The organism is Caldanaerobius fijiensis DSM 17918 (assembly GCF_900129075.1).
GTDB classification, from domain to species: domain Bacteria; phylum Bacillota; class Thermoanaerobacteria; order Thermoanaerobacterales; family Caldanaerobiaceae; genus Caldanaerobius; species Caldanaerobius fijiensis.
Genome location: NZ_FQVH01000004.1, coordinates 59530 through 84319, shown reverse-complemented (window position 1 = coordinate 84319; position 24790 = coordinate 59530). Strand labels below are relative to the sequence as shown.

Annotated in this window: 22 protein-coding genes and 2 tRNA genes; 3 read left to right on the top strand and 21 right to left on the bottom strand. The window is 36.7% G+C overall.

What is annotated here, in order from left to right:
* Nucleotides 1-8 precede the first annotated feature (8 nt).
* The 6 genes from kdpB to BUB87_RS03230 form a co-directional block, all read right to left on the bottom strand.
* Entirely contained in the window at nucleotides 9-2015 is a 2007-nt protein-coding gene (gene kdpB / locus BUB87_RS03255; protein WP_073341738.1) for a potassium-transporting ATPase subunit KdpB, read from the bottom strand.
* 14 nt (nucleotides 2016-2029) lie between these two features.
* Nucleotides 2030-3715: a potassium-transporting ATPase subunit KdpA gene (kdpA, locus tag BUB87_RS03250; RefSeq protein WP_073341737.1), complete on the bottom strand. Its 1686-nt coding sequence runs from the start codon at nucleotides 3713-3715 to the stop codon at nucleotides 2030-2032.
* 13 nt (nucleotides 3716-3728) lie between these two features.
* On the bottom strand, nucleotides 3729-3806 hold the full coding sequence (gene kdpF, locus BUB87_RS15035) for a K(+)-transporting ATPase subunit F (RefSeq protein WP_073341804.1): 78 nt from the start codon (nucleotides 3804-3806) through the stop codon (nucleotides 3729-3731).
* Between the two features lie 326 nt (nucleotides 3807-4132).
* Nucleotides 4133-5212, bottom strand: coding sequence for a DUF362 domain-containing protein (locus tag BUB87_RS03240; RefSeq protein WP_073341803.1), 1080 nt, complete (start codon nucleotides 5210-5212; stop codon nucleotides 4133-4135).
* A 10-nt stretch (nucleotides 5213-5222) separates the two neighbouring features.
* On the bottom strand, nucleotides 5223-6668 hold the full coding sequence (locus BUB87_RS03235) for an ArnT family glycosyltransferase (RefSeq protein ID WP_073341735.1): 1446 nt from the start codon (nucleotides 6666-6668) through the stop codon (nucleotides 5223-5225).
* 17 nt (nucleotides 6669-6685) lie between these two features.
* Entirely contained in the window at nucleotides 6686-7546 is an 861-nt protein-coding gene (locus tag BUB87_RS03230; RefSeq protein ID WP_073341734.1) for a decaprenyl-phosphate phosphoribosyltransferase, read from the bottom strand.
* 218 nt (nucleotides 7547-7764) lie between these two features.
* Between BUB87_RS03230 and BUB87_RS03225 the strand changes: the two genes are divergently transcribed.
* Nucleotides 7765-7848, top strand: a tRNA-Leu gene (locus tag BUB87_RS03225).
* A gap of 110 nt (nucleotides 7849-7958) precedes the next feature.
* Here BUB87_RS03225 and BUB87_RS03220 read toward each other — a convergent pair.
* From BUB87_RS03220 to aroC, 7 genes are all read right to left on the bottom strand, one after another.
* Nucleotides 7959-8987: a nicotinate phosphoribosyltransferase gene (locus BUB87_RS03220; RefSeq protein WP_073341732.1), complete on the bottom strand. Its 1029-nt coding sequence runs from the start codon at nucleotides 8985-8987 to the stop codon at nucleotides 7959-7961.
* A 36-nt stretch (nucleotides 8988-9023) separates the two neighbouring features.
* The gene (locus tag BUB87_RS03215) at nucleotides 9024-9590 is read right to left on the bottom strand and encodes a lytic transglycosylase domain-containing protein (RefSeq protein ID WP_073341730.1); all 567 of its coding nucleotides are present in this window, start codon (nucleotides 9588-9590) and stop codon (nucleotides 9024-9026) included.
* A 14-nt stretch (nucleotides 9591-9604) separates the two neighbouring features.
* Nucleotides 9605-10201 (bottom strand): dephospho-CoA kinase, encoded by a 597-nt coding sequence (gene coaE / locus BUB87_RS03210; protein WP_073341729.1) that lies wholly within the window; start codon nucleotides 10199-10201, stop codon nucleotides 9605-9607.
* 11 nt (nucleotides 10202-10212) lie between these two features.
* Complete coding sequence (gene polA, locus BUB87_RS03205) at nucleotides 10213-12840, bottom strand: DNA polymerase I (protein ID WP_073341727.1); 2628 nt, start codon at nucleotides 12838-12840, stop codon at nucleotides 10213-10215.
* Nucleotides 12841-12928: 88 nt separating this feature from the next.
* The gene (locus BUB87_RS03200; RefSeq protein ID WP_073341726.1) at nucleotides 12929-14113 is read right to left on the bottom strand and encodes a DUF4349 domain-containing protein; all 1185 of its coding nucleotides are present in this window, start codon (nucleotides 14111-14113) and stop codon (nucleotides 12929-12931) included.
* A gap of 28 nt (nucleotides 14114-14141) precedes the next feature.
* Complete coding sequence (locus tag BUB87_RS03195) at nucleotides 14142-14660, bottom strand: RNA polymerase sigma factor (protein ID WP_073341724.1); 519 nt, start codon at nucleotides 14658-14660, stop codon at nucleotides 14142-14144.
* Nucleotides 14661-14747: 87 nt separating this feature from the next.
* Nucleotides 14748-15896: a chorismate synthase gene (gene aroC / locus BUB87_RS03190; protein ID WP_073341723.1), complete on the bottom strand. Its 1149-nt coding sequence runs from the start codon at nucleotides 15894-15896 to the stop codon at nucleotides 14748-14750.
* A 246-nt stretch (nucleotides 15897-16142) separates the two neighbouring features.
* Between aroC and BUB87_RS03185 the strand changes: the two genes are divergently transcribed.
* Nucleotides 16143-16231, top strand: a tRNA-Leu gene (locus tag BUB87_RS03185).
* Between the two features lie 199 nt (nucleotides 16232-16430).
* Here the strand turns inward: BUB87_RS03185 and BUB87_RS03180 are convergent.
* The 3 genes from BUB87_RS03180 to BUB87_RS03170 form a co-directional block, all read right to left on the bottom strand.
* The gene (locus BUB87_RS03180; protein ID WP_073341721.1) at nucleotides 16431-17219 is read right to left on the bottom strand and encodes a GGDEF domain-containing response regulator; all 789 of its coding nucleotides are present in this window, start codon (nucleotides 17217-17219) and stop codon (nucleotides 16431-16433) included.
* A gap of 355 nt (nucleotides 17220-17574) precedes the next feature.
* Nucleotides 17575-18048: a hypothetical protein gene (locus BUB87_RS03175; RefSeq protein ID WP_073341720.1), complete on the bottom strand. Its 474-nt coding sequence runs from the start codon at nucleotides 18046-18048 to the stop codon at nucleotides 17575-17577.
* Nucleotides 18049-18958: 910 nt separating this feature from the next.
* Nucleotides 18959-19345, bottom strand: coding sequence for a helix-turn-helix domain-containing protein (locus BUB87_RS03170; protein WP_073341718.1), 387 nt, complete (start codon nucleotides 19343-19345; stop codon nucleotides 18959-18961).
* Nucleotides 19346-19487: 142 nt separating this feature from the next.
* Here BUB87_RS03170 and BUB87_RS03165 point away from each other — a divergent pair, with 142 nt between their 5' ends.
* Entirely contained in the window at nucleotides 19488-19640 is a 153-nt protein-coding gene (locus tag BUB87_RS03165) for a Spo0E family sporulation regulatory protein-aspartic acid phosphatase (protein WP_073341717.1), read from the top strand.
* Here the strand turns inward: BUB87_RS03165 and BUB87_RS03160 are convergent.
* From BUB87_RS03160 to BUB87_RS03140, 5 genes are all read right to left on the bottom strand, one after another.
* Nucleotides 19637-20194, bottom strand: coding sequence for a D-sedoheptulose-7-phosphate isomerase (locus tag BUB87_RS03160; protein WP_073341715.1), 558 nt, complete (start codon nucleotides 20192-20194; stop codon nucleotides 19637-19639). The two genes, BUB87_RS03165 and BUB87_RS03160, sit on opposite strands and share 4 nt — an antisense overlap.
* A gap of 21 nt (nucleotides 20195-20215) precedes the next feature.
* Nucleotides 20216-21148, bottom strand: coding sequence for an ROK family protein (locus BUB87_RS03155; RefSeq protein ID WP_073341714.1), 933 nt, complete (start codon nucleotides 21146-21148; stop codon nucleotides 20216-20218).
* 102 nt (nucleotides 21149-21250) lie between these two features.
* On the bottom strand, nucleotides 21251-22201 hold the full coding sequence (locus tag BUB87_RS03150; protein WP_073341712.1) for an SPFH domain-containing protein: 951 nt from the start codon (nucleotides 22199-22201) through the stop codon (nucleotides 21251-21253).
* Nucleotides 22198-22641 (bottom strand): NfeD family protein, encoded by a 444-nt coding sequence (locus tag BUB87_RS03145; RefSeq protein ID WP_084110833.1) that lies wholly within the window; start codon nucleotides 22639-22641, stop codon nucleotides 22198-22200. Before BUB87_RS03145 ends, BUB87_RS03150 begins: the two co-directional genes overlap by 4 nt.
* 27 nt (nucleotides 22642-22668) lie before the next feature.
* Nucleotides 22669-24714, bottom strand: coding sequence for a glucan 1,4-alpha-glucosidase (locus tag BUB87_RS03140; protein WP_073341711.1), 2046 nt, complete (start codon nucleotides 24712-24714; stop codon nucleotides 22669-22671).
* Nucleotides 24715-24790: the final 76 nt, after the last annotated feature.

The following is a 24790-nucleotide window of genomic DNA, read 5'->3' as shown; positions in this document are numbered from 1 at the left end:
TCCACCATTTACAACATCGATATTATTACATCAATTATTTTTATACCAATAAAAGGCGTAATAATACCTCCAAGTCCATACAACAGCAGGTTTTTCAAAAGAAGTGATCCCGCGCTCATAGGCTTATACTTTACCCCTTTCATAGCCAGCGGTATAAGAGCAGGTATAATCACTGCATTAAAGATAAGCGCAGATAATATAGCGCTCTGTGGCGACGACAGTTTCATTATGTTTAGTATATTAATAGAAGGCAAAGCCCCTGATATAATTGCAGGCAGTATAGCAAAGTACTTGGCTACATCATTGGCAATACTAAAAGTAGTAAGAGCACCACGGGTCATAAGCAGCTGTTTTCCTATGGCTACCACTTCGATTATCTTGGTAGGATTTGAATCCAGATCCACCATATTGGCCGCTTCTTTTGCCGCCATGGTACCACTGTTCATTGCAAGACCCACGTCAGCCTGAGCCAGTGCCGGAGCATCATTGGTACCATCTCCTGTCATGGCCACAAGACGCCCTTTTGCTTGTTCAGCTTTAATTGCCTTAATCTTATCTTCAGGCTTGCTCTCAGCAATAAAGTCATCAACTCCTGCTTCTCTGGCAATTGTGGCTGCTGTAAGAGGGTTATCCCCTGTTACCATGACAGTCCTTATTCCCATTTTTCTCAGCTGTTTAAACCTCTCCTGCATGCCAGGCTTTATAGTGTCTTTTAAGTATATAACCCCAATTATCTCATTATTTTTCACAATCACAAGAGGTGTACCGCCCAATCTACATATTTTGTCCACCTCTGCATTTAACTCATCAGGTACCTTACCTCCGGCATCCTTGACAAATTTGATAGCCATATCACTAGCACCCTTACGCACCTTAGTGCCATCTTCAAGGTCTAACCCGCTCATTCTGGTCTCTGCGCTAAATTCAATCGCCCTGGCATTCTTAAGCACGCTTTCACTGATAGTGACACCTCTTTTTTTAGCCAGTTCTACTATTGATCTGCCTTCAGGGGTAGAATCCTTTAAAGACGCCAGCATGGCATAATACGTGGCCTCTTCTTTAGAATGCCCACCAACGGGAATGAAATCATCGGCCATCCTGTTGCCATAAGTTATGGTACCTGTCTTATCTAAAAGCATCGTATCTATATCTCCGGCTGCTTCCACGGCTTTACCCGACTTAGCTATAACATTAAATTTAGCAACCCTATCCATACCTGCTATACCTATAGCAGATAACAAGCCTCCAATAGTAGTAGGAATAAGGCATACCAACAAAGCCAGAAGTGTAGTAACACTTACATTAATCCCCATATATGCCGCGATGGGTCTAAAACTCATGACAACAGCCAAAAATATGATGGTAAGGCTAACCAATAAAGTGGTCAGTGCTATTTCATTGGGCGATTTCTGTCTATTAGCTCCTTCTACCAGGCTTATCATCCTGTCAAGAAATGATTCTCCTTGAGACACTGTTATCTTAATCTTTATCTCGTTGCTGATAACCTTTGTACCGCCTGTCACAGAGCTAAAATCCCCACCTGCTTCTTTGATCACAGGAGCAGATTCACCTGTAATAGCTGATTCATCAATAGCTGCGATACCCTCGATAATCTCGCCGTCACCGGGAATTAATTCGCCAGCCTTGACTAAAACCACATCGCCCTTTTTCAGCTCTGATGAGGTCTTTTCGTATATTTTCCCATTTTTATCTATAACCCTTGCTATTGTTTCCTTTTTCGTCTTTTTAAGGGTTTCTGCCTGAGCCTTACCTCGGCCTTCTGCAATCGCTTCAGCGAAGTTAGCAAACAACACGGTTATGAACAATATCAAGGTAATAGTGCCATTATACCATACGTCTTTAGCTGTACTCCCAAAAAAAGTGGGAAATAGAGTTGTGAGCAGTGATATAAGTGTTCCAATTTCCACCACAAACATTATGGGATTTTTTATCATAGATTTGGGATCCAGCTTTTTGAAAGAATCTAAAACCGCATTTTTTATAATACCGTTCATGTTTCAGCACCTCGTTATAAAGTTTTTAGAAATTCTGATATAGGCCCTAATATCAATGCCGGGAAAAACGTCAATGCACCTACTATGAATATTACGGCTATAAATATCAAACCAAATAACGCACTATCTGTTCTGAATGTTCCAAGCGTTGGCTGCGCCGGTATCTTTTTTGCCATAGATCCTGCAACCGCCAGCAGTAAGAAAATCGACACATACCTTCCTATAAGCATCACCAAAGCTGTCATAATATTCATAAATGAAGTATTGCCGATAAACCCTGCAAATTCCGACCCATTATTAGCTGCTGCCGACGTAAATTCGTAAAGCATCTGAGTGATACCATGAAAGCCTGGATTGTTTATAGAAGCTCTTCCTGCAGGCAATAATATCGAAATTGCAGTAGCAAAAAGTATAAGCAATGGATGTATCAAAATGGCCAGTGCTATATATTTCATTTCCTTTGTTTCCACTTTCTTCCCTAAAAATTCTGGAGTCCGTCCTACCATCAAACCTGTAATAAACACCGTCAATACAGCATAGGTGATGATATTGATTAACCCGACGCCATCGCCTCCAAAAATCGTATTGAGCATCATGAGACTGAGAGGCACAGCGCCTCCTAATGGCGTATATGAATCATGCATGCTGTCTACAGAACCAGTAGTAAATGCTGTAGTAACCGTTGCAAACATGGCCGATTGTTCTGTGCCAAACCTTACCTCTTTCCCCTCCATATTCCCTGCTGCAGTATTTATTTGCAGTTTGTCATAAGGGAAACCAGGATGGGATTCGGCAAAAACACCGCCTGCCAAAAGCAAGACAAAAATCAGCATAAGAGAAGTATATAAAACCCACGCGTGTTTTTTGTTTTTTACCTTAAGCCCATAAGTATACACCAGGGATGAGGGAATGAGCATCATAGTGAGTATCTCCAATGCATTGGTCAAAGGAGTAGGATTCTCAAAAGGATGGGCTGAATTAGCGCTGAAAAAACCCCCGCCGTTTGTCCCCAAATGCTTGATAGATTCAAGAACAGCTACCGGCCCCCTGATTATCGACTGTGTAGTACCTTGAATCGTTTTGACATCAATTTTCCCTGCAAAAGTCATGGGAACTCCTTGCCATACTAAAATCAAAGTCATAATAATAGAAAGGGGCAGCAATAATCTCACGATAGTTCTTACTAAATCTACGTAAAAATTACCAAGCCCCTCTTCTTTGCCATTGCCGGCAATACCGCGTATAACAGCTGCCGCAGAAGCAAGGCCCGTACCAGCAGATGTAAACATGAGAAATATTATGACGATAAGCTGATTTGCAAAGCTTATGTCTTTTTCACCTGTATAATGCTGAATATCAGTATTAGTAACAAAGCTGACCGCTGTACTAAAGGCCAGTAAGGGATTCATATTTTTTGCCCCGGTAGGGTTATATGGCAAATAGGATTGTATTAAGAGCAAAAAAAATGCGATTAAAAGCATTACTAAATTAAAAACCAGGAGCGCAACCGCGTATTGTTTCCAATTCATATTTACAGTTACATCAATTCCACTTAACTTATATATGAAATTTTCTACTGGCTTAAATATAAATTCAAGCCTGGATTTTTTCAATTCGTATATTTTAAATATATATGTACCTAAAAGCATTGATAATAAAATGGCTATCACTATTATGACAACTATGCCTATAATTTGCATAAAACAATTCCTCCTAAAACCTTTCAGGATTTAATAAAGCATAAAATAGATATATCAACAAAAGTATAAAAATCAAATAGACTATAATCATTTTCCATCACCTTTTTTCATACTCAATCCTTATTATTTGCATAAAAAATTAAGTTTAATACATAACAAAAAACACCCCCGTTTCAGATATAATCACATTATAGAATTATCTTTAAGCATAATCAAATCCATGCAAAATCATAGTTTGATTGATAAAACGTTACTTTTTAAGTTAATAGATGATTTTTCTTTTTATATCTCAGCTATTCTCATTATTTTGCAATATTCCATAATTAATCGTTAGGAGGTAAATAATCATTTTATTCATACGGCTTCCTTGGCCACCCACTCTTGGTGCACATTAAAAAAGTACCTTTTAAAAGGTACTCAATAAGATTTAAAAAGTTTTCCCCAGTCAGTATTATTTTGAAATTCTAATACAATTTTCCTGCCTTTTAAAGGATACCAGATGTAATCATGATATACCGCTGACCCTAAAATAAAAACATATACTAACGGCGTTTGGAAAAATAATTTTTGAATCTTTTTAAGCGGGCCAAACCACAATAAATCACCTACTTTACTTGCCATGTTGTCACCGACTTTAAAGCCGAAATTAACATCACTTATATTTTCCCCTACAATGTCAATGTTTTCAATCATGCCATTACCCAATCCCTGCTGGTCAGCAATCCTTATATAGTCTATAGTCATCGGATCAAAACCCATCATCTTTGACGCAATAGCATCAATGGCAACCTGATCATGAGAAGCTAAAATATAGTTTTTTATAACAGGTATCATGGTCCTTGGCCCAGGGCCATTACCAGCAATAGTTCCATCCATAGCAGCAAATATCCCTGCGTGTATCTCCTTTTGTATTTTTAAAAGGTCCACAAGGGTTTCATGGATTACGCTATGGGTATAATGCCGTTTGGTATTGAGCAACCCTCCAAATGCATTCTTCATAGCACCTGTTGTAGTGGTATAAATGTGACATTTCATTGTGGGCAGGTGTACGATATTTTTACCGATAAAATAATCAGGTATCATAATACCTTTTGGATATATTTTATCTAAAACGAGCATTTCCGACTTTGGTTTATATTTTATCCATCTCATATCTTCTTTTCTAAAATTAAATAATACCTTTACACCATATCTTTTAAATATGCCCGTATATTTATTGAGCTTTTCGCCCTTAAAGGGATTTGTAACCACCGTATTATTCTGAACAACTACAATATCTTTAAAACCACAGTCTTTTAAGTAACATATCACTCCCTCGAGCTGCCATGGAGTTGTATTAGCCGCAGGATATGGATAATGCCATGATATATTATCTTTCAAAATCGTAACGCATGATTTATCCAGATGTTTCTCCATTTCTGCTAAAGACAATAACTTTTTATAATCCTCAATAACGTCTTCGGGACTTGTTTTTAAAACAGCTACCTTAGATCTCATAATCTTTACCTCACTTTCGAGCATAAACCCACACATTCCCTTGTCTATCAATAAACTGATAATTTTCATACATGGCTTCTTTCATTTCTTGTGTCCATCTGTCAGAGTTAGTGGTATGATCTGCATTCAAATCAAATTCCAACATTATAAGGCTAAATTTTTTATTTACAATATCCTTTACAATTTTATTTTGATCCCATATACCTTGATAATAAAGCTGCGTAAAAATAAATGGATCAAAATATATTTCCTTATTATGAGCTGGTAAAATCCCAAGATTTTCGGCTAACACAGGACCGTCTGCATTTTTTACATATTTATCAAGCTTCTCAAAAGGTGGCTGTGGTCTCCAACCCCAGCTCAATGTGTTTGGCCCAAACCTGTAATTGCCCAGCTGTATCAATATCAAAAACGCTACTGCAGCTAGAACCACCTGATTTTTTTCTTTTTTTGCAAATTTTATTGCATCATCTATCAATACACCCTCCATTACACCACAAACAGCAATAGGCTCTATAAGGTAATTAAGCATAGAGCCAACTTTTCCTACTGTCAATTGCACAAGGAATGCGAATAAAAAGTAAAAAGCGATAATCTTTCTCTGTGGATTTTTTATCCATAAAATCGCGGTTATAAAACTAATTATCAACATGAGGGTATATGTATTTACCTCATGGGACATAAAAAACCATAATTGTTTCAATGTAAAGAAATTGGCGTTATACTTGACGATATGCAAGTAAAATTGACCTCTCGTCAATATGTCAAGCAGTGCAAATATCGCAAGGCCCAAAAAAGCCATATATCCAATAAGTTTTAAAGCAATCTTTTTGTTTTTGGTGTACAGATATAAATAGGCTGCTGCCGTCGCTGCAATCATGGATTGTCTCGTATATAAAGCCAATAGGAAAAATAAAATTGTCCACCTCAGCTTTTTATAATCATTCTCATATTTAATAACCCAATATATACCCAACATATTAAAAAAAATTGACAATGTATCGATCCTCATATATATGCCCCAGACATATACGTAATCAATAGACATGTAAAATAGTCCACTCATAAATGAAACCAAGCGATTTTTCGTCATATGAAATACAACTTTATAAATGAGAAATGACGTACCCAGCACAGACAAAAAAGCAATGGTTCTACCTGTAGCAAAGGTTAAGCCAAAAATAGGAACAAGTAAAAACGATAATAAATTAAAAACAGGCGGATAATTTCCAACTATGTATGGTGGCACATTTATGTCCTTGTAGTAAATTTGCCCATGTAGCATAAGCCTTATTTGATTTAAAATAGGGCCTTCCCCATAATCTAAAGGTTGTGGATATCCAATAGCATAAACAGCTCGATATATGTAAAGATAAGCCACCCATGCCATGGATATGACTGCTAAAGCTATTGAAAACCAAAATATCAATTTATTGAAAAATATTTTTACTCTCATCTCTTTATACCCCCTCGTTAAAATTTATATATAATCACTAATGTAAAGACAAACCATAACATAATATCAATTACTAAAGGTATATCATTAGTTACAGTATCTTCGGGTGCTCCGCCTTTTTCATTATCATATAATAAGTAGAGGTATCTGTATAACCCGTATATAACGAATGGTATGGTAAGCATCAGTTTTTTATTATGGCCTGATAAAAACGTATATAATGAATATACAACAATAGTAGAAGCTACTGTAGAAGATATCATTTGGTCAAGAAATCCTTGCGAGTAAAATTTCAAATTCCCTCTGATTTTACTCGCATCTTTAAACAAAAGTTCATTTTTCCTTTTGCTAAGCGCAAGAAACAAGGCTAAAAGAGATACGGTTGTAGTGAGCCACGGCGATAGATTTTTTCCTATTGCTACACTGCCCGCTATCACCCTGAGCACAAAACCGAATGCTACAAAAAACGAATCTAATATTATCTCTCCTTTTACATAAAGTGAATAAACTAAAACCTCTGTGAGATAAACTAAGCATACAACTCCAACCAAAGTATTTATATTGAACGCTATAACCAATGATATGATTTCTAATACAACCGCTGTGATAAGGCCTTCAAATATTGAAACCTTGCCTGATGCAATTGGCCTGTTTTTTTTCACCGGGTGCATCCTATCTCTATTTATGTCTATTATATCATTTACAACATAAGCACCGCCTGAAATCAAACAAAAGAGAATAAAAACAAATAGAATAGTACGCAGAAAACGTAAATTAAACAATTCACCGGAATATATAATCGCGGCAAATACGAAAATATTTTTTATCCATTGTTTAGGCCTAAGGGCTTTCAAAACTTCAATTAAATGTTTATACAAACAGTAACCCCCTTTTTATTTTAACAAACGTTTTCACCATGAAATTTAATTATGTATAAACTCCTTATTAAGAAATATGCATATACATTTTTGCTTAATGCTATTATAGCATATGTATTTTTTAAAAAACAGCTACCAGCATGCAAAAAGAGTATTGACAATATAGAAAAACAATTATATAATAATATTCGCAATCGTTGCTAATACAATATGTAATTGCCGAGATGGTGGAATTGGCAGACACGCTACTTTGAGGGGGTAGTGAGGGCAACCTTGTGCGGGTTCGAATCCCGCTCTCGGCATATTATGATGAAATAAAAAGCGAGTATGAGCTCGCTTTTTTTGTTGGCTTTAAATATCAAATACCGGGCATACAACCCGGTATCTACTTGTGTAAACTGATCGTGATTTTCTATTTTACTTTAATTAATTTATCGTTATCTATTATTCCAGGTATCCTTCCCCTTTTAGCAATAGGTTGACCTTCTACTTCTTTTATATCCATGGTCATATCTATGGGATGTGCGCCAGATATATAACTACCAACACCAAAAGCATCAACGTAATCAGCCAGTTCTGAGATCTTTTCGGGGTATAATCCACCTGAAACGATTATTTTAACATTATTGAAGCCTTTTTGGTCTAATCTCGCCCTCACTTCTTTTACCAGTTCAACAGTCACACCACCTCGCTCTCCAGGCGTATCCAGTCTAACACCATACAGTCTTTTCCCTAATGCCTGGGCCACCCTTATAGACTCCTCCGCTTCATCTTTAAACGTGTCCACCAGTATGGTAATAGCCTCATCGGGAGGCGTTATTGCATCATAAGCCAGAGCTACTTCCACTGTATCCCCTGCAATCAGAAATGCGGCATGAGGAACTGTTCCTACAGGCTCTTTACCGTAAAGCTTTGCACCTAATATACAGCTGGCATTATCCGCACCGCCTACCAGTGCTGCTCTCTCCATCACAGGTGCTACTGCTGGATGTACATGTCTTGCCCCAAAACACAGCATTGGTTTGCCTTTGCAAGCTTTTTTTGCTTCTCTAGCAGCTGTCGCCCACCCGCTAGAACTAGCTAACATACCCAATATTACCGTCTCATATATACCAAATTCACTATACGGTCCTCTTATGCGCATAATAGTCTCTTTTGGTTCAAATACAGTGCCTTCAGGCATTGCCCATATCTCTACATTTTTGTTCTTCAATACACTAATGGCTTCCTCAATACCTGCTAACAAACCTTCTCTGCGAGCAAATATTTCTGCTGTTACAACCTTGTTTTCTAATCCCATCTTTCTGAGTATGTCCATTGTCCTCAGAAAATACACATCAGTGGTATACCCATTTAATATCTCTTCATGAGTTGCAGAATAAAGCCTATCACTACTTACGTTTATTCTCTTTAGATCCCTTAAACTCCTCAATTCTTCCATTGTCGACATCCTTTCTTTTGTTTATTTATTGTATTTCTATTTGGCATACAAAGCCCTATAAATTTTATAATTTTTTAAAACCCTTTGGGTATATATATCAGTCTCTAAGTAAGGAATATTATCTAAATTCCTACCGTCCTTGCTATATTTCTTGTTTTTTAACCATTCTTCTACATTTCCTCTGCCCCCATTATAAGCCGCAATGACCAATTTGACGTCACCAAATTCATCGCTTAAGTTTCTTAAATACCACGTACCCATCATAATATTTGTTTCTGGATCAAATAACATATTATCATTGTAATCTGCAATTTTAAGTTCAGATGCAATCCATCGACCCGTCTCAGGGGTTATCTGCATCAACCCAATAGCACCTTTTCTCGACACCACGTCAGGTCTAAAATTGCTCTCTGCTTTCATAATAGCAAAAACAAAAAAAGGATCTATCTTATACTCCATTGAATATGTATATACGTATTCTTTATATTTAAGGGGGTATATATGTTTTACTATAATTTTTGAAGCACCAGTTAGCGCCAAAATCACAATAACCGTGAAGGCAAATATTAATATAATCAGTCCCTTTTTATTTAGAAAAAACATTGCAAAACCCCCAATTATTCTATTGCTTCACAAAACAATCTTTCAACTTGCTTTCTTACCTCATCCAATGGTTTAGTATTATCAATTACCTTATCTGCCAATCTTAGTTTTTCGTCCAGGGGCATTTGACTGTTTATCCTATTTAATGCATCATCATAAGACAAGCCATCCCTGGCCATTACGCGCTCTATCTGGGTTTCTCTGTCTACATACACAACCCATATTTCATCTACTAATTTATCCAGTCCCATCTCTATCAATATGGCTGCATCGATTACCACAAGCTTATGAGTCTTTTGAGCCATGAGCCTTTCAATTTCAGCTTTCGTATATTTGATCATAGCCGGATGGGTTATCCGATTTAATGCTTGCAATTTCTCACTATCTGCAAATACTATACTTCCCAACTTTTTCCTATCTATATCACCATTTTCTTTTAGAATCTCAGGCCCAAAATAGGAAACAATATCATAGTAAACCTTTTGTCCTTTTTCCATCAAAAGCCTTGATACCATATCTTCATCTATTATATATGCACCCAGCTCCTTTAAAATACATGAAATCGTGCTTTTTCCACTCCCTATTCCACCGGTAAGCCCAATGATCTTCAATCTATCACCTCTCATTTTGCTTCAAACCAATTACGCCCCACGCTGATATCCACTAGAAGTGGAACTTTTAGCGCAACTACATTTTCCATGCTGTCTTTTACTATATCTTTTACCTGTTCTAATTCGGATACAGCAACATCCAGTATGAGCTCGTCATGGACCTGAAGGATTAATCTCGAATCCAAATGGGCCTTTTTAAGGCGGTCATACACCACATCCATCGCTGCCTTTATAATGTCAGCAGCAGAACCTTGAATTGGTGTGTTCATCGCTATTCTTTCGCCCAAAGTCCTTATGCTATAATTTTTAGAATTTATCTCCGGGATATATCTCCTGCGGTTGTATATTGTGGTCACATAACCTTTTTTTCTGGCTTGCTCAATACACTCGTCTAAATACGCTTTAACACCCGGGTACCTCCTAAAATAATTATTTATATATTGCTGGGCTTCGCTTCTGGATATCTTTAAATCCTTTGCAAGTCCAAAATCACTTATACCATATACAATACCAAAATTTACAGCTTTAGCACTACGTCTCATTTGAGGCGTAACCTCTTCTATGGGCACCCCAAAAACCTCTGAAGCAGTTCTAGCATGGATATCTTCATTATTTATAAACGCATTAATAAGATTTGCATCGCCTGATAAATGAGCTAAAACCCGTAATTCTATCTGCGAGTAATCCGCTGACATTATAAGGTGTTCTTCATCCCTTGGTATAAAGATCTTCCTTATACGCCTACCTATCTCATCCCTTACAGGTATGTTCTGAAGATTTGGCTCTGTACTGGAGATCCTTCCTGTAGATGTCACTGTCTGCATAAATGTTGTATGCAATCTATCATCATCACCCAATAATTTCATAAATCCAGAAATATATGTGTTTCTTAACTTGACCAGTGTTCTATAGCGCAATATTTTCTCTACTATATCATGTTGGGAGGATAACTCATCCAGTACTTCTGCATCAGTGGAATAGCCTGTCTTGGTTTTTTTTATCACCGGCAATTTCAGTTTTTCAAACAGAATATAACTGAGCTGCTTGGGAGAATTTATATTAAATTCTTCTCCCGCTAACTCATAAATCTCATTCGTAAGCCTGTTTATATCAAAATCAAACTCTTTAGCCAACTCGTTTAACTCATTTTTATCTATTTTAAATCCAACCTGTTCCATACTTGATAAGACTTCAATAAGAGGTATTTCTATCTTTTTATACAGATCAAAACTGCCATCATCCTTTAACTTTGCAATCATTGGATTATACAACTCAAATATAGCTTTTATGCGGCCAGCCGCATAATCTTGTATGTCCTTTATAGCAACATCCCTATAAGTTAAGCGACCTTTACCTTGCCCAAGAAGTTCATACTCTTCCTTTATGCTGTAACCCAAATAATCCCTAGTGAGGCTAGAAATAGGATATTCACTGTCTATCGAATTAATCAAATATGCAGCTATTGCTGCATCAAACTCGATACCTTTGAGGCAAATACCTCTTTTACCTAAATAAGTCATAAGACCTTTGATATTATATGTGAGCTTTTTTATACTGTCATCTTCAAACAATGGTTTAAGTGTCTTTGAAATATCCTCATTGCCATCACTGGTATGTAAAAAATAACCTCTTTTGCCATCGTACAAAGCAAGGTATATAAGCTGTTCCCTATCAATTATATAGTCAACAGCAACCATTTCTCTCGAGATGCTTTTGAGTGCTTCCTGTGATGAAGCCGTCTCAAGATGAAAATCATCTTTTGAAAATTCAACTAACTCCACCGCCGGCAATTTGCCCATAAGGCTTTTAAACTCCAATCGAGAGAACAGATCTCTAAGCGCCTTATAGTTCCATTGTTTCATTTTAAGCTCATTCATATCCAATTCTATTGGAATATTCACTTCAATAGTAGCTAACTTTTTACTCAAAACCGCCTGTTCCCTATATTCCGCCAGCAGCTCCCTCGTTTTTTTCTTATCAACCGTATCCAGATTCTCCAGTAAATTTTCAAGAGTATTATACTGAGATAGAAGAGATATCGCCGTTTTACTGCCGATACCCGGTACCCCCGGTATGTTATCGGACTTATCCCCTGCTAATCCTTTATAATCTGTTATTTGCGCCGGCCATACACCAATTTTCTTTTTAACTTCATCCGGCGTATACACATCTACCTCCGTAGTGCCCTTTTTACTTATCACCGATGTAATATTATCGCTTACCAATTGCAGCGAATCTCTATCACCCGTGACAATAAAAACATGCATACCCATTCTTTCGGCCTTTTTAGCCAGTGTACCTATTATATCATCTGCTTCATAACCCTCTATCTCTAATATGGGTATGTTAAAACCCTTAATAACATCCTTAAGCAATGGTAACTGCTGAATCAGCTCTTCAGGCATCCCCTTTCGATTGGCCTTATATTGGTCATATTCCTTATGTCTGAAAGTAGGTGCTTTTTTATCAAAAGCTACTGCAATATAATCAGGCTTATATTCTTCAAATATTTTAAAAAGCATCATTGTAAAACCATATATACCATTGGTATAAAGGCCTTCACTGTTGGTCAATAAAGGCAAAGCATAATAGGCTTTATACACAAGGCTATTGCCATCTATTAATACCATATTAGGCATCATATCTCTCCTTACACATAAAAGATAAAAAGCTATAAGTAAAACGTCTAATGATATTATAACTCAAAAACATAAAAAAGAGAAACAGTTATAACCGTTCCTCTTTTATATATTTGTATATATAGTACGCCATAAACACAATTAAAGCAGGTATTATTAAATACGTTATTCCTATTATTAATTTGCTTATAATAAGTAGCATCATATTGACAGATTTTATAAAAGCGTTGCGCAAATTATTTATCAATGATTTTATATCAAATCTGTCTACTTTTGGATAACTTTTTTCTATCATATCTATATTGACAGAAGCATTCTCTGTAAGAACATCCCAATTTTTAAGCTGGGTTATATACTGGTCTATTTCGGTATTTATTCTGCTCAACTGTTCTTCTATCTTTAATATTTCATCAATATTAGTAGCTTTGTCCATTAACTTTTGCAACCTATCCCTTTCAGCTTCTTTATTTCTTAATCTAGCATCTACGTCCATATAATCCCTCGTTATATCATCACCACTGATGGAAATCTGGCTTATATCACCCAATTCTTTTAAGCTTTCAATATAATCTCCTAGTTTTTCTTGAGGAACCCTGGCCACTATTTTACAACTTTTCGTCTCACTTTTTATTATATTTGAATTTACAACAAAACCACCTATTGCTTCAGCATACCTAACTGCCCTTTCATATGCCGAATCTATATCTGTAACAGTTATTGTCAAATAAGCATTTTTTATAATTTTTTTATCATATCTTATATCTCCACTATTTTTTAAGTTCGAACCTGTAACAGTATTTTCTATTCGAGCAGGACTTCCTCCTATACTGGCAGATTTACCTGTATCAACTGTTTTTTTCGCAGCACCACCTCCTCCTGTCACACCTGTCGCTTTAGTATCAGTTTCTGCAATAATTGGCAACCGTGCTTTATTATAATTAACACTGTTATTAAACGAATAATTATTAAACAATAATCCACCCACCAATAAACCGACAATAAAAACAATGGCAAACCTAGCAATATAAACCAAGTTATACTTACTTTTAGATTTATATTTATTTAACTTTTTAACAATATCTTCATGAAATCCTTCTGGCAAATCTACTTTTTCTAGTTGAGCCATATTATCTTTAATCTTTCTCAATAAATTATATTCTGATAAGCAATCCTGGCAATTGTCTAAATGTTCCTTGATTTTCTTTTTCAGACCATCATCTCCCATACCATCAATATATAAAGGTAAATATTTTTTTACATCCGTGCAGCGCATTTTTTGCCTCCTTTCACTACATTAGACGTTATATACCCTTAAAAGTTTTATTTTTTTTGATACTCTCTTTTAGCATGTTTCTAGCCCTTATCAACCTCGATTTTAAAGTTGACATCTTTATCCCTAATATTCTGGCAATCTCTTCGTATGTAAAACCGTAAATGTCCCTCAATACAATGACAGCCTTGTATTCAGGTTTTAACTTATTCAGCTCTTTTATAATTACGCTTCCTAATTCAGCATTTTCTACAAAATACTGAGGATCATTTAAGTCGTCTTTATATCCTGCATTGTATTTCATATTCTCAATTAATTCTATTCTCCTTACCTTATTTTTTCTCAAGTGATCTATACATAAATTTACAGTTATACGATAAATCCAGGTAGCAAAAGAACTTTTACCTTTATACTGATTGAATTTCTCATAAGCTCTAATTATGGCATCTTGTGCTATATCTCTGGCGTCTTCTTCATTTCCTAGCATCCTGTACGCCACATTGTATATCATGTGTTCGTACTCTTTTATAATGTCTTCAAAGTTATTCATAACAACCCTCCCCCTAATTTAGACGAAATCATCAAAAAAAAGTCACAAAAAATAGTGGTATTATATACCACTATTCGCTAATAATCGTTAATATCCTTTTTTAGAGTTAATTTCTTTATAAACCCTTAGTATATCTTCTATATTGTCACCGCCGTACCTTTCAAGCAGTGCAGATGCGATTTCCCATGCGACTACGGCTTTACCTACGATACTGGCAGCCGGAACAGCGCACACGTCTGATCTCTCCACTGAAGCCTCGACGGGCTGTTTTGTCCGCATATCTACGCTTTTGAGAGGTTTATAAAGTGTGGGAATAGGCTTAACGGCACACCTTACAACAACAGGTTGCCCATTGGTCATGCCCCCTTCTATACCTCCTGCACCATTGGTAACCCTGTAATAGCCCTTTTCTTCGCTATAGTATATTTCATCATGCACCATTGACCCTGGCATCTCTGCCGCTTTAAACCCATATCCGAACTCTACACCTTTTACCGCCTGAATACTCATGAGGGCATAAGCCAGCCTTGCATCCAGCTTCCTATCCCACTGTACATAGCTTCCGATACCTATAGGTAGACCGGTGACCACTACTTCAAATACACCGCCTAACGAATCACCTTCAGCCTTTGCTTTATCTATGAGATCTCTCATTTTGGCTTCTGCTTCGTTATCTGCGCAAAACATTTCAGATCTTTCTACTATATCCCAGAAGCACTTACTGTAATCTGTGGTTTCCTTACACTTTATCCCGCCAATAGAGACCACATGGGAATGAACTTCTATGTCAAATTGCTCTAACAATTGCATAGCCACTGCACCAACCGCTACCCTAATAGCCGTTTCCCTGGCACTGGATCTCTCTAGGACATCTCTTATATCTTTCAACCCGTATTTTATAGCACCGCTTAAATCTGCATGACCAGGTCTTGGCCTTGTAACCATCCGTTCACTACTGGACACAACAGGATCCATGATCTTTTCCCAATTAGGCCAATCCTTATTTTCTATCATCAAAGATATAGGTGCACCGGTGGTCTTTGAATTTCTTATGCCCGATAAAATTCGCACCTCATCGGACTCTATCTTCATCCTGAGCCCACGACCATAACCCATTTGCCGCTTTCTTAACTCTTCATTGATCCTATCCACGCTTATATGTACATTTGACGGCATGCCTTCTATTATCGCAACAAGGCATCTGCCATGAGATTCACCTGCTGTTAAATACCTCACCTACAACCCTGGTTCAAAAAACTTGACCTTCTTTCAGTCAACGGCCTTTCCAGAACCAGGATTCCTCCTTTCAATATTGATAAATTTGCCCTGTTGGGCATAATATAGAAAGACCTTAATAAAACAAATATCTACCCGATAATAGAATAACAGAGATCTTAACAATTTGCTAGTACTTTTTTGAGTAGATTTTATAAAAAAGGGTATTGATTATTTCTGCAAAATATGCTATATTATCTTTGTCACGCCGAAGTGGTGGAACTGGCAGACGCGCTGGACTCAAAATCCAGTGGGGCTCACCCCCCGTGTGGGTTCGACTCCCACCTTCGGCACCATTAGAAAATGAAGGCCCTAACGGATTAACCTCCTCAAAAGAAATCCGGTGTTCCTGAGGGGGTTATTTTTATGTCTAAAATGGGGTACAGAAACATCAAGCTGCGCTACCTCTAAATTACTTCCAAAAAAGCTCAATAGCATCGGCAAGTGACTTTGAGAGGATATGCTATGCTAGTCTTTCACAAAGTCACTTGCCTATTATTCTACCTTCTCTTGTTTTAAACTCGATATTTCCTTCATTAAGCTCTCTTTTGCAAAATTAATTAACTCCTGCTCATCTTTGGCGTTATCAGGATATGTTGCCACTCCAAAATACCACTTCCCAGGCAATTTATCTTTAACTTTTTTTATCACAACCATTGCACCATCAGCTCCTGTTATAGGAAGAATCAAAGCTAAATTATTATCATTAATTTCAAATACTGTGTCTATATCGCGAATTTTATGCTTTACTTGTTCTGCAATTTCTGAAATTTTAACTCTGATCTTTCCTTCGCATTGGGCTAGTACTAAAGATAGCTTTACGTTGCTTCTTTTAGCTCGGTTTATTTCGCTTTTTAACAGTTCTTTAAGTTCTGGACAACGATCTTTTTCTGCCGTGTGTCCTATTAGTTTTACTACACGTTTTACAAGCTCATCTGCTTTAAATGACTTAATGAGATATTCTACTGCGCCAATTTCTATTGCTTGCGCAATTGAAGAGGCTGTAGCATCTCCAGTCAGTATCATCGCAGGAATGTTTCTGTATTCTGGATATGATTTTAATTTCTGTATAAATTCAAAACCATTTTGATTTGGCAAATTAATATCTACAATCACTAAATCAAACAATTCCTTTTTACTTTTTATTTTTAACATTGCCTCTTCAGCAGTAGCTGCTGTTTCAACATCATAACCTTCTGCGCTCAATATGTCTTTAACCATAAGCCGTATTATCGCAGAGTCGTCCACTATTAAAATGCTCTTACTGTTTTTTCTTTCTTCCATAGCTTTTTATTGAGGCTAGCTTGTAGCCTCTCCCCTATCCTCCTTCAATTTTAGTAAGCAATTTTTATTCAGCTTTTTACACAAATTCTTCCCGCACCTTTATAATACTTAGATTCTGAACATTTTTCGGCATTACTAAGCTCCTTATTTTTGTTTATTCACCTTTATTATATTAGAACGTTTTGTAATATAGCAATAAAAAAATAGTCTGTGTCAAGTAGTTGTAGGTCAATTTTCTAATAACTTTTCTGCCGTATAACATTGTTTGCATATTTCATCCAAGGCAACACTCTGTCTCAATTTACCCTGAAAAATGGCGTTGAGAGTGGAAAAGAAAAACTTCTTATGGTGAGTATTAAATATGGAGATCAACCTCCTCACTTTGTATTCGTCCTCCAGGCAAAGAATACCCATCTATAATACTGTTATCGACCATCATAACATATACCTGAGTCTGCTTCTTGTTATTTCCTGGAAATTTATCTAAAGGATGATTTTTTACAATAAACTTTATCGTCTCAATATTCTTACCAATATACTTGTCAGCATCCACATCCTGTATTTTCCAAATTTGAGCATAAGGTAGCTTCTGGAACTTATCCTTCGTTAGTTCATATGATGAAACAACACCTTCACACGAAACTATTTTATACCCTCTTTTTTCTAAATAATTCTGAGCATTTTTAAGTTTATTGTTTATACTCACCACGGAATTGGTAACAATATCATTTGATTGCTTTGATCGGACGTTATTTTTAATACCAGCACAAGCTACAAATAAAAATACCAAAATAAGGATTGTTAAATATAAATAAACTAGTTTTTTCATCCAATATTACCCCCAGCTTCGTATTTCTTTTCTGGGCTCCTTTGTTGCTAAATGAGTGCCTTATGTGATGCAAATATTAATATTTCATTTTCCTCCTCAAGCCTTATCATTTTCTTTAACATAGCTTGATATAGAATTCATCGTTATATTTTCTTTGTCCCTTTGACATTCTGTAGACACTTCCTCTCTTTATAATGTTATTTTAACTCGTTCGAGTTATAGTGTCTATAATATTATACTAACACCAGAGTAACTGCCTATATGTACCGGTGGTATTCCAAAATCAGACATTGTTTTCACTCCCTGCTCGTTCTAAATTTTTTAGAAAATGCATACAAAAAAGGAAACAGTTTTTCTATGCTCTCCTTCTTGTCCGGTAATTATAGTTGACAAGTTGTTACAAAGTTTTTAATTGGAATGTCTTTCTAAAATATATAAAATAATGTATAATAAAATATGGGGACATAATAAACTAATTAGAAAGGAAAGAAAAATGATATTTAGACTTTTTTCTATTGTTATTCAAATAATAAATGTTGTAGGTTTAATCTTTATCATTTATCTATTATACAAAATTTTCTTACATATTTCTGAAAAAAAATAACATAAAATATCTGAAATACATGGTTAGAACAAGGTGTTTCTACCACCACCGCTTGACCTATTATACCGTCTCCGGCCCTTTAGTCTAATAAAAACGCTTTCAAAGTCCGATTTGCTCAAATTGGCCTAACATTGCTGATTTTTTCTTTTTTCTGAATATTGCTCGTGACTCCTTACTTTATCTTTATTCGCATTTTGATGTATTTAAAATGCCTATATAATAAATAATTCTCTCCTAAATAATTTTCTAATAGTCAAAAGAAAAAGTGGATATAACCGGTAAGAAAAGTATGCTGTAGTATGACATTTAAATTTGAATATAAGGAAGAATTACTTTTATTATTTTTTTTATCAGTTCCAATTCCTTTGGCGAACACTTGTTTAGCAAACTATTTATTTCTGGATCTTTATTACCACCACAGGCATCATAAACACCGTGAGCGTCATGTGCATAATATGACTCGAAAGGAGTTTTCCCAAAAATCAGATAATCCAAAGATACATGTAGACAATTAGCTATTTTTACCATGACAGAAAGGCTCATTTGCCTTTCACCTCGCTCTAACTGTCCTATATAATAATCCGAAAGTCCTACAATTTCTGCAAGTTCTTCCCGCGTAAGTTCCAGTTTTTCTCTTTCTCTACGTATTCTCTGCCCAATAATTTTATTATCTATCTGTTCTTTTTTCTCCACTTTTTTCACTCCTTACTTATAAATACTTTATCTAACTTTAAACTGCATCTCAATTTGCTGTATGCATATAATTATTATTTGCAATTTGCTAATGTTTGATGTAAAATAACATTTGTGGTTATTTCTTTAAGGAGTGAGCAAAGTGAATAAAAAAGAGAAAATAGAAATGATAAGAAATATTTTAAATAATGCAACAAATATGAATATAAAAAAAGAAATTATTTTAAAAATAAGCCAGAAATTCGATAAGCACGTCATTGAATATTATCGAAGATCTGGACAAGATGAGAATTAGTGATTAGATTTAAACCAGTAAACAATCATATGGGTAATAATCATATGTATATCTTCGATTTGCTCATATGTATTTATATTTGCAATTACGCTGATATCAGCTAATTCTTTGAGTTTTCCGCCTTTGCCGCCAGTCAAACCTATAACCACACTTCCCTTTTCTCTGGCATATTCTACAGCTTTTATGATATTCGGTGAATTTCCACTGGCTGATATAGCTATCACTATATCTCCGGGTTCCATCAAATTCTTCAATTGTTCTACAAATACATATTCATATCCCATATCATTGCCATATGCTGTAATATACGAAATGTTATCGCTGAGAGATATTATCTTTATACGCCTGTCGTCATCCCTTATAGCGTTTTTTCCAAAATCACATGTGAAATGATTAGCTGTTGCAGCACTTCCACCATTCCCCATGACAAATATCCGCTTTTTATTTTCATGGGCTTTTTTTAGAACCTCTATTATTTTAGAGATCTCCTCGGGATTTAAATCGTCTAAAGCTCTCTTTAGCTCATCTAAGTATCTTTTTATGAATTCCTTCATAGTCACATAACCCTTCCTTTCCTAATTTTCGGGATATAAAACCAGCGATGCCGCACCTATTAATCCGGCATTGTATCCCAACGATGTCTTTATTATAGGCGTCTTCCTGAATCTCGCAGATATAGCCCTTTTATAGGCTTCTTCTCTTATAATAGGCAACATAAGGTCATCAGCCTCCATGATTCCGCCGCCTAATATTACCATTTGTGGATTCAATATATTTATAATCCAGGATATAGCAATACCTATATACCTTGCAGCACCGTGGACAATTTCTTGTGCCAACTTATCGCCGTTCCTTGCAGCATCTGCTATATCCTTTGCCGTCAAAGCATCTCCTTTATTCCTGAGAATGGATTTTGCACCTGAATACATTTCTTTTAATGCCTTGTTTACCCACGCAGGGCCAGCTGCCATTGCCTCAAGACATCCCCTTTGGCCACAGCCACATAGCTCGCCGTTTTCTTCCACCACCATATGCCCGAATTCACCAGCCATCCCATCATAACCATTCAGCAACTTACCATTAATGACAATGCCACCGCCTATTCCCGTGCTAACCGTCATCCACGCAAAATTATCGCAATCTCTTGCCACACCGAACCACTTCTCTCCCCACGCACACGCATTTACATCGTTATCTATATAAACGGCCTTATTGTATTTCTTCGTGAATATTTGTGCTACAGGAACATCCTTTAAATTTGAAAAAGGTGCATACTTAAGAGTCCCATTACCTTTATCCACAATACCAGGCAATGTAATCCCTATACCAGAAACGTCTTCAAGAAATTTGCTGTAATATGTATCTATAATAGCAAATATCTGCTCAATCAGAACATCTGATCCTAAAACAGCACGGCTCTCCTCTTTATGATAATCCAGAATTTGACCGCTTTTATCTAAAATACCCACCAATACTTTCGTCCCGCCTATATCGATTGCTAAAACCAATAACCTCACCCCTTTTATATTACATACTATACCATAAATGTAAAATAAGATCTTTAAAAAAGGCCTGCAAAAGCAGGCCTTACACTGTTCTGGTGCTGCCTTTTACTGCTTCGATATTACATTATTGTTTTTACTCAATACTTCTGCTATGGCAGAGAGACTTCCAAGAGTACCAATAGCTTCATTAGGAAGAATTAACTTGTTAGCAGGGTTCTTAGCCATTTCCTGCAACGCCTCTATTTGCTTCAATGCTATGACAGTTTCATTGGTTCCTGACTCTATAATGGCTTTGTTAACCAAAGCAATAGCCTCGGCCTGTGCTTCAGCAATAGCTTTTATAGCGCTGGCTCTACCTTCTGCTTCTAAAATCTGGGACTGTTTTAAGCCTTCTGCCCTCCTTATGTTGGCCTCCTTTTCCGCTTCAGCCTGAAGAATTTTTGCCTGCTTTTCGCCCTCCGCTCTTGCTATCGCACTCTGTTTTTCACCTTCTGCCTGAAGAATCATAGCCCTCTTGTCTCTTTCAGCCTTCATTTGTTTTTCCATAGCCTGACGTATTTCATCAGGCGGAATGATGTTTTTTATCTCCACTGACAGAATCTTAATGCCATAAGCGTCTGTAATTTGATCTACGACCTTAAGCAACTCAGCATTGATTTTATCTCTTCCAGATAAGACCTCGTCCAGCGTCATGTTTCCGATTATGTTTCTCATATTAGTTATGGTAGAATAAACGATACCAGACTTATAGTCTTCGATATTATAAATGGCATCCCGTGCATTCATGACTTTAAAGAATATAACATTATCCACCGAAATCTTCACATTATCTTTTGTTATCACACTTTGTGGTTCAATGTCCAGTATCTGTTGTTTTGTGGATACCTTTGCCCTTACATAATCTAGAAATGGAATTATGACGTGCCACCCTGGTTCCAAAATCTTATAAAATTGACCCAGTCGTTCGACGATAAACACATTGCCTGTTGTAACAATTTTAATTGACGCCAACAGGACAATTAAAACAAACGCCAGCAATATGACAGCAGCGATCATGTTTTATCCCCCTCCAATTTCTTAATCAAAAACTTATTGCCATCAATACCTATCACTTCAACTACATCCCCCTTTTTTATCGGAGAACCTGCATTCTTAACCGTCCAATAAATCCCTCCAATCTGAACCAAACCCTCTTCGTCAACATCAACAGGTGCTATAAAGTGTTCGCCAATATACTTTTTTTCAAAGGCTAAAAAAGGCGGAACAGTTTTTTTGAGAATTTTTTGTACGTAAGGGTAAATCGTCAATATAAGCAAAATACTTGTGCCAAGAAAAATAATTGCCTGTATCCATAGAGAAAGTCTACATAAATCTGCAACAAATGCTAAAATTCCGCCAACAGAAAAGAATACAAAAAAGATGTTGCTTGTCAAAATATCAACGACTAATGCAACAGCTGATATTAAAAGCCATAAGGCTATTATAATAATTAACACCTCCTCTCCCCCATATTTTACTACAAATTACCTAAAGAAAGAACCCTCTTTACCCGCATATTTTTTATAAACGCATGAAGGCATGTCGCATACCTTTCCCTGGATAGATGAGATCAATAACAAAACATACTCAGCGTGGCTCCAGGCTAATGGCGTAGCAGACCCTGTCGGTTCCCCATTATCGTAAATTTGTTCTGATAGCATATTGCCTTCATTTGCAAATTTTTCCATGGCTTTAATATACTTGTTCGGATCATTGCCCCGCAAAATCTCATAATGGCCTCTCTCTCCGGTAAATATTGGCCAAAGCCGTCCTACTCCCTTGCCCTGGTATGGCTTCATATCTTCTGTTTCTCCGTACCCATCGTAGTTATACCGATGCCAGCATGGGCCCTTGGGGGTATCCACCTTTAATACATCATCGACCACTTTTAATGTCTTAAGTATTTTAGGATCATCTGCTGCTTTAACCCCCAGCCTAACCATCTCCAAAAAACTTACATCCACTATTTCCCTCTGATCAAACTCTCCACCACCATTGGATATTACAATGACATCCAGGGTATCTGGTTTTCCATTGGTACTGATCCTCAAATAATATTCACCGTCGCCATAGTAACCTGTGGTTGTGTAACACCATTTATCAATATTAGCCTGCCAAAGATCTGCCACATCGAGATATCTTTGCGCAGCTCCAAAATCACCATTGTCCACGGCGATCTCTGATGCACACACAAGACCAGCTATCTGTGCAGCAATAGACGCAGGCGAATATCCGCTGTTCTCCTCCCACCGTTCTTGAGGGGTAAATGGTCCATGAGCCAATATGTACTCCGCAGCGGGCTTTACCATGCTGTAGTAAAGGTCAATTCTACCTAAAAACCACGCCAGGATTATAGGATCTGCTACCTCGTCCATCTGAATGCTTCCCCAATAAGGCACACCATTTAACCATGAATTCTGCGGAAAGCTCCCATCAGGCCTTTGCTGAATTTTATCCAGATAATCAAGCACCCTGTTGGCTGTTTCTACATCACCTGCCATAAATAAAGCCATAGCTGCATGATATAAATCCCTGCTCCATACCAGGTGATAACCTGCTTTATTATCATCACTTGAAACCTCACCCCAAGGCATGCTCATAGACGCAATTATAGCACCAGGATATGTCTTATCCTCATAACACTTTAAAACCATAAGGCTTTTATAATACAGATCCGTGACCTTTCCACCAAAGTCATTTAATTTCTCGCAATATTTATTCCATTCTTTTATATACCGCTGCTCCAGCTTCTCATAATCATCTTTTAGCGTTGCCTGGCATGTGTTTAAGGCTTCAATCTCATTGCTGCCAAAAGATAATACCACTTTAAACTCATTTTTATCATTCCATTGAAGTTGTGCCATATGGACAATATTGCCATTACGCGCTATGTCAAACTGAAAATCCATTTCCCTATTTTCCATGAGGTCTTTTAAGCCATCATTAACACCTTCATATCCCGTTGAATAAGCACTCCACTTCACGTCTGTAGACAATGCCGAATACGTGTTGGCATCATATGTAACAAAGACATCTTTATCATGAAACTTCACATAATACCCTGTATCTCCATAACCGCTGTTGTCTAACTGTGGCTTATAATAAAGGTACAGACAAAAATCATCTTTATTCTCTGACAAAACTTCAAATCTCACCTTTAAAATGAGGGAATTTCGCCTCGGATCTGTGATTACCCTCTTGATTATCTGGTATTTGTTTTCTTTATCCGTATTGATCAACTCATAAGCCAGTGATCTATCGTCTATATATCTTAAATTATGATGCGTATCACAGCTTTCTACGTCCACATTTTCTCCATCAAATATAATAAACTGAAGTCCCCTTACATTAGCCCTATCTAGAGTTGGATAATAGACCTCTGTGACAATCCCATTAGCCAGCGTAAACCAGACCTTGGAATAACTATTTCTCGCTGTTCCAACACCAACCTTCTTAGCTGAAGCCCAATGAGGCTTTACTCCCGGCCCTCCGAATGCTTCTCCACCTACCTGTTTCCTTATAACATACATAAAACCACCTCATAAAATACCTTTGTAAGATAAATACTATACATGTTAATATTGTGTCTTATTGACAGCATTATAT